The 12,461-nt window shown below is 67.8% G+C and carries 9 protein-coding genes; 2 read left to right on the forward strand and 7 right to left on the reverse strand.

Annotated elements, in window-relative coordinates:
• Window positions 1-212: 212 nt before the first annotated feature.
• From mgrA to OCW50_RS01075, 4 genes are all read right to left on the reverse strand, one after another.
• Window positions 213-1,256 carry an L-glyceraldehyde 3-phosphate reductase gene (mgrA, locus tag OCW50_RS01060; protein WP_262296128.1) on the reverse strand — a complete coding sequence of 348 codons (1,044 nt, stop codon included), beginning with the start codon at window positions 1,254-1,256 and terminating at the stop codon, window positions 213-215.
• A 271-nt stretch (window positions 1,257-1,527) separates the two neighbouring features.
• Window positions 1,528-2,568: a zinc-dependent alcohol dehydrogenase family protein gene (locus OCW50_RS01065; RefSeq protein ID WP_262296129.1), complete on the reverse strand. Its 1,041-nt coding sequence runs from the start codon at window positions 2,566-2,568 to the stop codon at window positions 1,528-1,530.
• Between the two features lie 93 nt (window positions 2,569-2,661).
• Window positions 2,662-3,219 carry a 16S rRNA (guanine(966)-N(2))-methyltransferase RsmD gene (rsmD, locus tag OCW50_RS01070; RefSeq protein WP_262296130.1) on the reverse strand — a complete coding sequence of 186 codons (558 nt, stop codon included), beginning with the start codon at window positions 3,217-3,219 and terminating at the stop codon, window positions 2,662-2,664.
• Between the two features lie 13 nt (window positions 3,220-3,232).
• Entirely contained in the window at window positions 3,233-5,356 is a 2,124-nt protein-coding gene (locus tag OCW50_RS01075) for a pseudouridine synthase (protein ID WP_262296131.1), read from the reverse strand.
• A 105-nt stretch (window positions 5,357-5,461) separates the two neighbouring features.
• On the opposite strand from OCW50_RS01075, the gene OCW50_RS01080 reads away from it, so the two are divergent.
• On the forward strand, window positions 5,462-5,890 hold the full coding sequence (locus tag OCW50_RS01080; RefSeq protein WP_262296341.1) for a nucleoside deaminase: 429 nt from the start codon (window positions 5,462-5,464) through the stop codon (window positions 5,888-5,890).
• An 89-nt stretch (window positions 5,891-5,979) separates the two neighbouring features.
• On the opposite strand, the gene OCW50_RS01085 is transcribed toward OCW50_RS01080, so the two are convergent.
• From OCW50_RS01085 to OCW50_RS01095, 3 genes are all read right to left on the reverse strand, one after another.
• On the reverse strand, window positions 5,980-6,888 hold the full coding sequence (locus OCW50_RS01085; RefSeq protein ID WP_262268482.1) for an alpha/beta fold hydrolase: 909 nt from the start codon (window positions 6,886-6,888) through the stop codon (window positions 5,980-5,982).
• A gap of 151 nt (window positions 6,889-7,039) precedes the next feature.
• Window positions 7,040-8,317, reverse strand: coding sequence for a phosphoribosylamine--glycine ligase (gene purD / locus OCW50_RS01090; RefSeq protein WP_262296132.1), 1,278 nt, complete (start codon window positions 8,315-8,317; stop codon window positions 7,040-7,042).
• A 236-nt stretch (window positions 8,318-8,553) separates the two neighbouring features.
• Window positions 8,554-10,632: a cadherin domain-containing protein gene (locus OCW50_RS01095; RefSeq protein WP_262296133.1), complete on the reverse strand. Its 2,079-nt coding sequence runs from the start codon at window positions 10,630-10,632 to the stop codon at window positions 8,554-8,556.
• A gap of 205 nt (window positions 10,633-10,837) precedes the next feature.
• On the opposite strand from OCW50_RS01095, the gene xseA reads away from it, so the two are divergent.
• The gene (gene xseA / locus OCW50_RS01100) at window positions 10,838-12,412 is read left to right on the forward strand and encodes an exodeoxyribonuclease VII large subunit (RefSeq protein ID WP_262296134.1); all 1,575 of its coding nucleotides are present in this window, start codon (window positions 10,838-10,840) and stop codon (window positions 12,410-12,412) included.
• The last annotated feature ends 49 nt before the right edge of the window (window positions 12,413-12,461 follow it).

A 12,461-nucleotide genomic window follows, 5' to 3' on the forward strand; every position in this document is an offset into this window, starting at 1 on the left:
ATTTGTTAACCGACTTCTCAAGTCCCTCCGAAGGGGTAGTCCCCCGGAAGCTGGGGACTTTCCCGCGCTTTGTGAACCCGCGCTCCGGGAAAAAGAAGGCCGCGTCGACAAAGGGCGGGCTCCGTTGTCCACTGGCGATCATGCCCAACGCGACGTTGGAGCACCAGACCCGAGAGGGCTTTCCGCGTTCGGGTCTGGTGCTAGGGTGTGGATTACCGGGACGGGCCCTTCCGCTCGGCCGAGGCGGCCCAGAGGTTCAGGTTGCCTTCGCCGGCATATTGGTCGATCTCGGCGAGCTCGTCGGCGGTGAACGACAGGTTCTTGAGCGCGCCGACGCAGTCGACGACCTGTTCGGGCCGGCTCGCCCCGATGAGCGCCGAGGTGACGCGTCCGCCGCGCAGAACCCAGGCCAGAGCCATCTGCGCCAGGGTCTGGCCGCGCCGCTCGGCGATGCCGTTGAGGCCCCGGATGCGGGCGATGTTGTCGTCGTTGATGAAGCTCGTGCGCAGGGACTTGCCCTGGGCGGCGCGGCTCTCCTCGGGAATGCCGTTGAGATACTTCGTGGTCAGCATGCCCTGGGCCAAGGGCGAGAACACGATCGACCCCATGCCGAGATCCTCGAGCGTGTCGAGCAGCCCGTCCTCCTCGACCCAGCGGTTGAGCATGGAATAGCTCGGCTGATGGATGACGCAGGGCGTCTTGAGCTCGCGCAGGATGGCCAGGGCCTCGCGGGTGCGCTGGCTGTTGTAGGACGAGAGGCCGACATAGAGCGCCTTGCCCTGCCGCACGGCGGAATCGAGTGCCAGCATGGTCTCTTCGAGCGGCGTGTCCGGATCGAAGCGGTGCGAGTAGAAGATGTCGACATAGTCGAGCCCCATGCGCTTGAGGCTCTGGTCGAGGCTCGAGAGCAGATACTTGCGGCTGCCCCATTCGCCGTAGGGGCCGGGCCACATGCGGTAGCCGGCCTTGGTGGAGATCACGAGCTCGTCGCGCAGCCCGTGGAAATCGTTGCGCAGGATTTCGCCGAACAGGGTCTCGGCCGAGCCCGGAGGAGGGCCGTAATTGTTGGCGAGATCGAAATGCGTGACGCCGAGATCGAACGCCGTCCGGCAGATCTCCCGGGCAGTCGCGGCCGACTTGTCCTCGCCGAAGTTATGCCAGAGCCCGAGCGAGATCGCCGGCAGCAGCAGCCCGCTGCGGCCGCAGCGATTGTAGAGCATCTCGTCGTAGCGGTTCTCGGCGGGCAGATAGGCCATCGGTATCTCCAGCGGGGCAATTTTCAGACCGAGGGGGTTACATAGCGCGCCCGGCAGGCGTTCAACAACGTGAATGCAGGACGAGGCGCATGTTTCTTGCCCTTGCCGCGAAGCACGGGGAGCAGGATCAGACCGGGTGACACCCACCCCGTCATGGCCGGCCGGTCATCACCCGCCTCTCGCCGGCCATCCCGATCCGGTGAGGCGCGGCGCTCCGAACGATCGGGATCACCGGCACAAGGCCGGGGATGACAAGAGGGCCCAGACGGTTTCAGAACCGCGTGATGACGCTGATGCCGAGCCCCTCGAAGCGGTCCATGGCCATCAAGGCGGCAGGCGCCTCGTCGAGGCTGATGTGCCGACCGACGAGTTGCTGCGGCATGAGCTTGCCGGTCCGGATCATGGCCATCATGTCCTGGTAGCGGAAGGCCTGCATGCCGTGGCTGCCGTAGACCTCCAGCTCGTGCGCGATGATCTGCGCCATCGGCACCTGCGCGCGGGCGTGCTCGCCCACCATCAGGCCGACCTGAACGTGACGCCCGCGGCGGCGCAGGTTGGCGATGGAGTTGAAGCAGGTCGCCGGGTGGCCGAGGGCGTCGATGGAGACATGCGCGCCGCCCCGCGTGATCTCCTTCACGGCGCCGACCACATCCCTGCCGTCGCGGGCATTCACCGTCGCCACCGCGCCCATCGTCCTGGCGAATGCGAGCTTCTCGTCCGTGAGATCGATGGCGATCACGTTCGCCCCCATGGCGGACGCGATCATGATCGCCGACAGGCCCACGCCGCCGCATCCGTGCACCGCCACCCATTCGCCGGGCTTCACCCGGCCCTGGTCGACGATGGCGCGGAACGATGTGACGAAGCGGCAGCCGAGGCTCGCCGCGGTGGCGAAATCGAGCTCGTCGGGGAGGGCGACGAGGTTGGTGTCGGCGTAGTCGACCGCGACGTATTCGGCAAACGAGCCCCAGGCGGTGAAGCCCGGCTGGAACTGCTGCTCGCAGACCTGGTGGTTGCCGGAATGGCATTCATGGCAATGGCCGCAGCCGCCGACGAACGGCACCGTGACGCGATCGCCCGTCTTCCAGCGCGTGACCTGGCGGCCTGTGGCCAGAACCGTACCGGCAAGCTCATGCCCCGGCACGTGCGGCAGCACCACGTCGGGATCATGCCCCATCCAGCCGTGCCAGTCGCTCCGGCACAGGCCCGTCGCCTCCACCTTGATCACCACGCCCTCGGCCGAGGGCGTCGGATCCGGCACGGTCTGCACCCGCGGCGGCTGGCCGAACTGCTCGAAGAGAACCGCTTTCATGATGGAGCTTCCATTACGATCGAAAGGGAAGGGGCGGTATAGCGGGCCGGCGAAGGCGGGGCAAATGCGGGAGTGCCGGCAGACTGCAGAAGGTCAAGCGCGATAGCGCCCGAACACCACTTGCGTCTCCCCGTAATCGCGCCGCTCGAGCTCCTCGAAGCCTTCGGGCAGCGCGACCTCGGCGCCCTGCGCTTCCTCGACGATCACGAGCGAATCGGGCAAAAGCCAGCCGCCCTCGGCGCAGGCGCGCAGGGCCTTGGGCGCGAGATCGCGGCCGTAGGGCGGATCGCAGAACACCACGGAGAAGGGGGGGTTGGGCGCGGCCTCGCCCATGCGGGTGGCGTCGCGGCGGAACAGGCGGGTCGCGCCCCCGGCCCCGAGGGCTTCCACGTTCTCGCGGATGATGCCGCGGGACTGCGCCCCGTCGTCGACGAAGAGCGCGAAGGCGGCCCCGCGCGAGAGCGCCTCCAGGCCCAGAGCGCCGGTGCCCGCGAAGAGATCGAGCACGCGTGCGCCCTCGATGGGATCGTCGTAGCCGTGCTGCAGGATGTTGAAGAGCGTCTCGCGCAGGCGGTCCGAGGTCGGGCGGATGGCGTCCGAGCTCGGCCCCTTGAGCGAGCGGCCGCGCCAGCGCCCGCCCACGATTCTCATCGTCTAAACCCCATCAGCGGCGGCCGCGCGGGCCGCCCTTGGAACCGCCGCCCTTGAAGCCGCCCTTGGAGGCTCCGCCCTTGGACGCGCTGCCCCTGGACGCGCCCCTGGGGCCGCCCTTGAAGCCGCCGCCCCTCGGACCATCGCCTCTCGGACCATCGCCTCTCGGACCGCCGCGCGAGGGCCCATCGCCCCGCGGAGGGCCGCGACGGGGTCGGTCGTCGTCGCCGCGGGCCCGGAACGGCCGGTCACCCTGCGGCTTGCGCGGGCGGTCGTCGTCGCCACGGGCCCGGAAGGGGCGCTCGCCCTGGCGGGCGCGGGGACGATCCTCGTTTCCCTCGGCGCGGGCGCGGAACGGCCTGTCGCCCGCAGGACGCCGCGGGCGGTCATCCTCGCGACGGGCCGGACGGTCTCCGCCCTCGCGGCCGCGGCGAGCCGGCACCGCGTCGCGGTCGTCGCGACGGCGCGGACGATCCTCTCCGGCGGAGGCGCGGCCCCTGCGCGGCGGAGGGGCTTCCTCGTCCTCGGGCTGGCGCACGAGACGTTCCACCACCACCTTGCGGCCTTCGCGCGACGCGATCGCCCCGACGCGCTCGCGCTCGCGCTCGCCGCTCGCCGCGCGGGCCTCCTTCGGATCGGCGCCCCGGCGCGGGACCTTTCGGCGCGGAGCGTCCTCGTCCGTTTCGCCGGCCCGCCACACGCTGGTCTTCACGTCGAGGCGGGAGGGGCGCTTCCGGGGCTCCTCCTCGTCGCGCTCGAAGCGGTCGCCGCCGCGGCCGCGGGACGGCCTCTCATCGTCGTCACGGCGACGGCGCGGGCGCTCGTCGTCCCGGTCGCGGCCGAAGCGGCCGGGACGCTCGCCGCGCTCCTCCCGGTCCTGCTTCTTCGAGGAGCCGAAGGGCGCGATGGGCTCGCGCACCGGGCTCTCGAAATCGACGCCGGCCTCGGCGGCGAGCGCCTCGCCGAGCTGATCCCGCAGCACCTTGGTGCGCACCTCCTCCACGAGGCCGACCTCGAGGTCGCCGAGCTGGAACGGGCCGAAGGACATGCGGATGAGGCGGTTCACCTGAACGCCGAGATGCTCGAGGATCCGCTTGATCTCGCGGTTCTTGCCTTCCCGCAGGCCCATGGTGATCCAGGCGTTGTCGCCCTGCACCCGATCGAGGCGCGCCTCGATGGGGCCGTAATCGATCCCGTCGATGCTGATGCCGTCGCGCAGGCGGTCCAGGTCCGCCTGGTTGATCTCGCCGTGGGCGCGCACCTTGTAGCGGCGCAACCATCCCGTGTCGGGATGGGCGATCACGCGGGCGAGGCCACCGTCGTTGGTCAGGAGCAGCAGGCCTTCCGTGTTGATGTCGAGCCGGCCCACCGCCACCACGCGGGGCAGGTCCTCGGGCAGGTTGTCGAACACGGTCGGACGGCCCTCCGGGTCGCGGGCCGTGGTCACGAGGCCGCGCGGCTTGTGGAAGAGCCACAGGCGCGTGCGCTCCTTGGCCGGCAGGGGCTCCCCGTCCACGGTGATCCTGTCGGCCGCGGTCACGTTGACCGCAGGGGATTCCAGCACCGTGCCGTTGAGCGTGACCCGGCCCTCGGCGATCAGCACCTCGGCGTCGCGGCGGGACGCGATGCCGGCGCGGGCGATCACCTTGGCGATCCGGTCCTCGGCGGGCTCTTGCGGCTCGGCCTGCACCTCGGGACGGTCCTCGCGGGTGCGGCGCGGCCGATCCTCGGCCGACCGGTCGAAGCGGCGCGGGCGTTCGTCGCCGGCACGGCCGCGGAACGGCTTGTCCCCGGCGCTGCGGCTGCGGAACGGCTTGTCGCCGCCCTCGCTGCGGGCCCGGAACGGCTTCTTGTCTCCGCCTTCGAAGCGGCGGGGGCGCTCATCGTTGTCCCGGCTGCGGAAGGGCCGGTCGCCCGCTTCTCCACGGGGGCGGAAGGGCTTGTCGCCGTCGCGGCTGCGCGAAGGCCGGTCGCCTCCCTCGCGCGGCTTGCGCGGGCGGTCGTCGTCGCCACGGGCCCGGAAGGGGCGCTCGCCGCCGTCGCGGGATTTGCGGAAGGGCCTGTCCCCGGGGGTGCGGCCACGGTCGGAGCGTCCCGAGGAGCGGCCCCTGCGATTATCGTCGTTGCTGTCGGTCATGGGAGCCTGATAGCAGAGGAGTGTCGGAGAAGCGAGGATTAAGGAACGAACCGTTTGACGGATAACGCCGATCTGGAGCCGCTTGATCCGGGACGACCGGATCCCATGAGCGTGGCCTTCGACGAGGCCCGCGCCGCGTCGGCGCGCGGGGAGGTGCCCGTGGGGGCGGCCATCGTCCGGGACGGCCGCGTCATCGCGTCGGCAGGAAACCGCCCGCGGGAGCTGCGCGATCCCTCGGCTCATGCGGAGATGCTCGCCATCCGCCGCGCCTGCGCGGCTCTGGACGACGAGCGGCTCACGGGCTGCGATCTCTACGTGACCCTGGAGCCCTGCACCATGTGCGCGGCCGCCATCTCCTTCGCCCGGATCCGGAGGGTCTATTACGCGGCCTTCGATCCGAAGGGCGGCGCGGTCGACAGCGGCGTGCGCTTCTTCGACCAGCCCACCTGCCATCACGCCCCGGAGGTCTACGGCGGCATCCGCGAGAGTGAGGCGGCGGCATTGCTGAAGGGGTTTTTCGAAGCAAAGCGTTAGAGCATTTTTCGGTGAGGTGGATCCGGTTCACCGTCAAAAAATGCGGTCAGGCAAAGAAGAGAGATGATTCCACGTGAGTGGAAACAGGTCTAGGCCGCCAGGAACGCCCGCAGGGCCTCCAGCGTCGCGCCCGGATTCTCCTCCGCGACGAAGTGGCCCGACGTGACGCCGATCCCGGTCGCTTTGGGCGTGAAGCTCTTGTGCCAGATGTCGAGCGGCTGCTTCCTGTCGCCGACTGGGCCGCTGACGAGATAATAGTCGCTCCAGATCACGTAGGTCGGGCATTGGATCGTCCTGCCCGCGGCGAGGTCGGCCTCGTCCGCCTCGATGTCGCGGGTGGCGCCGGCGCGGTAATCCTCGCAGAAGGCGTGGATGCGATTGGGTTCGTTGCAGCTCTGCCAATAGGAGTGCAAGGCGCGGGGATCGAACGCGCCGAGATCGCCGGCCGCCGACCATTGCCGCATCAGCCCCTCGAAATACGGAATGGGGTCGCGCTCGATCTCGTCTTCCGGTTTCGGGTAGGCCTGCGAAAGATAGCCCCAGTGGGCTTCCGGAACCTTCCCTGTCCGCATCTGCTCCCATACGTGGTAGGTCGGCAGGATGTCGAGGAGGGCGAGGCGTTCCACCCGGCCGGGATGGTCGAGCGCCAGGCGGTAGGCCACGCGGGCGCCGCGGTCGTGCCCGGCCACGGCGAAATGCACATGCCCCAGAGCCTCCATCACCTGGATGACGTCCCGGCCCATGGCGCGCTTCGAATAGGTCTCGTGCTTGGCATCGCCCTTGGGCGCCGACGACCAGCCGTAGCCGCGCAGATCCATGCAGACGACCGCGTAGGTTTCGGCCAGGGTCGGCGCGAGGTGGTGCCACATGGCGTGGGTCTGGGGAAATCCGTGCAGCAGCACCAGGGGTTTTCCCGTGCCCTTCGAGCGCGCGAAGATCCGGCCGATCTCGGTGTCAATCCAGTGGCTGTCGAAACCGGGAAAGAGATCGTCGCTCATGGATGGCCGCTCGCTGGTTGCAATCAGGAATGCTTCAAGAAGCTAGAGCATTTGTCCGCGAATGGGATGGAAAAGCTTAGGAAAAAAAGGGATTACAACTAAGAGTGGAGAATGTTCCGCATCGTCATCCCTCGATGGAATCAGCGGGTGCTCATTCGCTCTCGCGCTCCACCGCGCGCCATCCGATGTCCTTCCGGCAGAAGCCGTTCGGCCATTCGATCCTGGCGACAGCCTCATAGGCCTTCCTCTGCGCGTCGGAGATCGTGCGTCCCAGCGCCGTGACGTTGAGCACGCGTCCCCCAATGGCAACGATCCTGTCGCCATCCTGTTTCGTGCCCGCGTGGAAGACGATGACGTCGTCGAGCGCTTCGGCCTTGTCGATGCCCCGGATCTCGGATCCCTTCTCGACCGCTCCGGGATAGCCCTTCGCGGCCATCACGACGGTGAGCGCCGCCTGATCCGACCATTGCAGGGAGATGCTGTTCAGAACACCATCGCAGGCGGCGAGCAGCGCCGTCACGAGATCGGATTTCAGGCGCGGCAGAAGAACCTGCGTTTCGGGATCGCCGAGACGGGCGTTGTATTCGATGAGCTGCGGGCCGCTCTCGGTGAGCATCAGGCCCGCATAGAGGATGCCCGTGTAGGGCGTCCCGCGCGCCTTCATGCCGGCCAGGGTCGGCTCGATGATCTCGCGCATGGCGCGGGCCTGAAGCTCCGGCGTCATCACGGCGGCCGGCGAATAGGCCCCCATGCCGCCGGTGTTGGGACCCTTGTCCCCGTCGAAGACGCGCTTGTGGTCCTGCGCGGTGCCGAACGGGATCGCGTGGGTGCCGTCGCAGAGCGCGAAGAAGCTCGCCTCCTCGCCGTCGAGGAAAGCCTCGATCACGACCTCGGCGCCGGCCGCGCCCAGGCCGCCGCCGATCATCATGTCGATGGCCTCTTCGGCCTCTTCGAAGGAGGTTGCGACCACCACACCCTTGCCGGCGGCAAGCCCGTCCGCCTTGACGACGATCGGCACGCCGTACCCGCGGATATAGGCCTTCGCCGCCTCCGCATCGGTGAAGCGCCGGTAGGCGGCGGTCGGGATGCCGAATTCCGCGCACAGATCCTTGGTGAAGGCCTTCGAGCCCTCGAGCTGGGCGGCGGCCTTCCTCGGCCCGAAGGCCTTGATGCCCGCGGCCGCGAGATCGTCCACGAGGCCCGCCACCAGGGGAGCCTCGGGGCCGACGACCACGAAATCGACCTTCATGACCCGGCAGAAATCGATCACCGCCCCATGGTCGGTCACATCGAGCACCACGTTGGTGCCGTGCTGCGCGGTGCCGGGATTGCCGGGAGCGACGAGCAGCCTGTCGCACAGGGGGCTCGCCGAGAGGCTTCTGGCCAGAGCATGCTCGCGTCCGCCGGATCCGATGAGAAGGATGTTCATGCCTGCCGCCTTGCTGTGACAGGCTGCTCTTAACCGGACGGAAGGCCGGCTTCAACCGGTCAGATGACGCGTCCTCAGGGTTGGGGGCGAGCGGCTCCCGCTGGAGGCGGAAACCGACGCGATGCTTCAGGTGTCATCCGCTCGAAGGCAGGGATCCACTCGCCCATCCCGACACGGGATCCTCTTCTTCCGGAACGGCCGCGCGGCTCCGGTCGAGGACCGGGGCCGATCGTCCCTTAAAGGACGAAGAAGTCCGCCTCGGTCATCTTGAGGTCCCTGGACAACGTGGCGACCTGAATGGCCTGCTTCGCCCCCGTGCCGTCGGCATCGTAGAACAGGGCACCCGTCTTCTTGTTGTAGATGACGTGATCGTCGCCGTCATGCGCCTTGGCGCCGATGTGGAATTCCTTCTTGGCCAGCACGCCCTTCTTGCCGAGGCCCTTGAAGGCTGCCTTCGTCAGCCAGATCGTGTCGTCGGCCACCGAGAAGTCCGTGATCTTGTCGCAGTTCTGCTTCTTGGCCAGCGCATTGGTCCTGGCGGGCTTCCTGTCGAACACGAACACGTCCTGTCCCGTACCACCGGTAAGCGTGTCGTTGCCGAGCCCGCCATAGAGCATGTCGTTGCCGCCATCGCCCTGCACCATGTCTTTATCCGCGAGGCCCTTGATCACATCGTTGCCGCCCTTGCCGGTCAGTGAATCCCGTTTGGGCGTGCCGATCAGAACGAGCGGATCGGCCGGACCCGTCGGATGGGTCGGACCTGTGGGATCTGTAGGATCGGTCGGATCGGTCGGATCGGTCGGGTCGGTCGGGTCGACGACTGTGTCATTCACATCCGTCACGTTGATCGTGACCGTCTTGTAGGTTCTGCCTCCGAAGGGATCGATCGCCTCGAGGGTGATCTTGTGCTGCTGAGGCTGCGTCTCGTAGTCGAGCGCCTTGGCGAGGACCAGGTGGTTGCCGTCGATCCTGAAGTAGCCGTCGTTCTCGAGGATGCCGAACCTCACGGTATCGCCATCGGGATCGTGAGCGGACAGATCGGCGATGATGGTGTTCACCAGCGCATCTTCGGCGACGCTCGTCTTCGAGACGGATATGGAATCGGGCGCCTTGTTGGTTTCGATCGCGCCGTCCGCGAATGTGAGCGTCCAGATATGCGAGAGCTTGTCCTTGCCCTCGTCGCCTGTCTTGTCTTCGACGATAATGAAGCCGGCCTGATCGTGGGTGATCGTGTAGTTGGACTTGCTCTTCGTATAAACGGCCGTGTTGTCTTCGTTCCCGCCCCCGTCGATCATGTCGTCGCCCTGTCCGCCTTCGAAGGTGTCGTCCCCATCGCCGCCGGACAATGAATCCGCCCCCTCTCCGCCGAGAATGGAATCCGCCCCGTTCCCGCCGCGCAGATCGTTCCCGTCGTCGTTCCCCATGATCGTGTCGTTGAAGCGGGACCCGACGATGCCGGCGATGTTGATGAAGTGATCGCCTGCGGCTTCTCCGGTGTTCTGGTCTTCATGGGCCATATGGATCGTCAGTTTGCCCGTCGCACCTTCGTAGGAGGCGAGGCTCGTCCCGTTGCTTCCGTCGAGGGTATCGCCGCCCTCTCCACCAGCCAGGAGATTGAAGCCGCCGCCGCCGGCGAGCCAGTCGCTCCCCATGCCGCCTTGGAACTTGTCGTCCGCGGCACCACCGTAAGCGGTGTCGTTCCCGTCTCCAAGGTCGACGAATCCCGGGGCGCTGCCGCCTTGCCGGCTGTCGTAGAGATCTTTTCCTTGCCCGAGCAGAACCGTGATGGGATCGGCGCTTTTCAGGAAGCCTTTGTTGATGACGACGTCGTCGCCCGGTCCGCTTCGAACGGCCTGGGTCCCGCCCGAGATCGTCCCCTCGTTCGTCACGTGGACTGCGCCGACTTGGAAGTAGGAAATCCCATAGCGGCCGCCCTGAATGGTTCCGTCATTCAGCAGGGTGAGGCCGCGGGCTCCGGTGATGGCGTCATCGATGCCGGTGATCGTGCCATGATTGGTGACGGCCGCCGGGTTGGCGCAATCGAAACCGTACCTGCCACTGATCCGTCCTGTCGCGCCGACGGTCAGCTGACCTTTCGTAATGTAAACGCCTGCGTCATCCGCGCTCCGGACGGTTCCGTCCACCGTGACGTCGCAATGGTCTGCCGGATGGGACATTCGAATGCCCATTCCGGAAGGCGCAATGACGCTGCCCGGCTGACTCACCACGACAGTGATGTCGGCGATGTCGGTCGGCGTGAAATCCTGAGTGCCGGTCCTCTGATCGGCAATTGTGTAGGTCAAGTTGACAGCCATGGCTGGCTCCCCTTTGAAAGTGACAACTTTGACGCAATGTTATTTCGTATGATAGGTTCCATCATGGCGTGCGAGCAGCGTGCCTGAAACGCCCGTGACGTGCGCAATCGCACATGAAACCGCCCATGGGCCTGCGACCGGAAGGCTGTGTGCATTCCGCTCCGGACCCTTGGCAGGCCCGGGGCGGAACGATTAGGTTCACGGCATGTTCGCAGCCAAAGCTCCCTCCAACGCTCCCGAATGGTCGGTCTCCGACCTGGCGGGTGCCCTCAAGCGCACCCTCGAGGATGCGTTCGGCCATGTCCGCCTGCGCGGCGAGGTATCGGGCTATCGCGGGCCCCATTCCTCGGGGCATGCCTATTTCTGCCTGAAGGACCAGAACGCCCGCATCGACGCGGTGATCTGGAAGGGAGCCTTCGCCAAGCTCAGGATCCGCCCCGAGGAGGGGATGGAGGTCATCGCGACCGGCCGCATCACCACCTTTCCGGGCTCGTCCAAGTACCAGATCGTCGTCGAATCCCTGGAGCCGGCCGGCATTGGCGCCCTCATGGCGCTGCTCGAGGAGCGGCGCCGCAAGCTCAATGCGGAGGGGCTGTTCGCCCAGGAGCGCAAGCGCCGGCTGCCCTTTCTGCCGCGGGTCGTCGGGGTCGTCACCTCGCCGACCGGAGCGGTGATCCGCGACATTCTCCACCGGCTGGAGGACCGTTTCCCGCGCCGCGTCCTGGTCTGGCCTGTGCGCGTGCAGGGCGAGACCTGCGCGGCCGAGGTCGCCGCCGCCATCCGGGGCTTCAACGCCCTCGAGCCGGGCGGGCCCGTTCCGCGGCCGGACGTGTTGATCGTGGCCCGCGGCGGCGGCTCCATCGAGGACCTTTGGGGGTTCAACGAGGAGATCGTGGTGCGGGCGGCGGCAGAGAGCGGGATTCCGCTCGTCTCGGCGGTCGGCCATGAAACCGACTGGACCCTGATCGACCATGCGGCCGACATGCGGGCGCCCACGCCCACCGGCGCCGCCGAGATGGTGGTGCCGGTGCGGGTCGAGCTCATGGCCGCGGTGAACGACCTCTCGCGCCGCCACGGGGAGGCGGCCCTGCGCCTGGTGGAGCGCCGCCGTTCGGACCTGCGCGCCACCGCCCGTGCGCTTCCGAGCCCCGAGGCCCTGGTCTCGCCCAAGCGGCAGCGCCTCGATCTCGCCGCCGCCAAGCTCTATCCGGCGCTCGCCCGCAATGCCCGTGGCCACGAGGAGCGGCTGCTCAAGGTGGCGCGCCAGCTCGCCCACGTCTCGCCGGTGGCCAATGTCGCCCGCATGCGTGCCCGGCTCGATGCCGTGGGGCCGCGCCCCTACAACGCGGTCTGCCGGTCCATCCTGCTGCGCGAGGAGAGCCTCAAGCAGATCGGACGCCGCCTGGTGGTGTCTCGCGAGACTCTGCTGCGTGCCGAGCGGACGCGCCTCGCCCAGGCCCATGAACTCGCCCAGAGGGTGGCCGAGCGCCTCGGTCCGGCGCTGCAGGGCCAGATCGCCCGCAAGGCCGACCGGCTGGACGCCGTATCCAAGCTCTTCGACAGCCTGAACTACAAATCGGTGCTCAAGCGCGGCTTCGTCCTCGTCCGCGATGGGGACGGGCAGCCGCTCAACTCGGCGGAGGCGGTGCTGGACGGCCAGGCCCTCGTGCTCGAGTTCGCCGACGGACAGGCGGATGCGACCGGCGGCCGGATCGGGACGAGGCCGAAGGCGGCCAAGCCCAAGCTTCTGGTCGCAGAGGAGCAGGGCGCCTTGTTCTGAGCGGGGATTGGAAATCCTCGTCGGGCCTGCTTATGTGAAGGATGGCGCA

The organism is Microvirga sesbaniae, assembly GCF_025460805.1.
Classification (GTDB): domain Bacteria; phylum Pseudomonadota; class Alphaproteobacteria; order Rhizobiales; family Beijerinckiaceae; genus Microvirga; species Microvirga sesbaniae.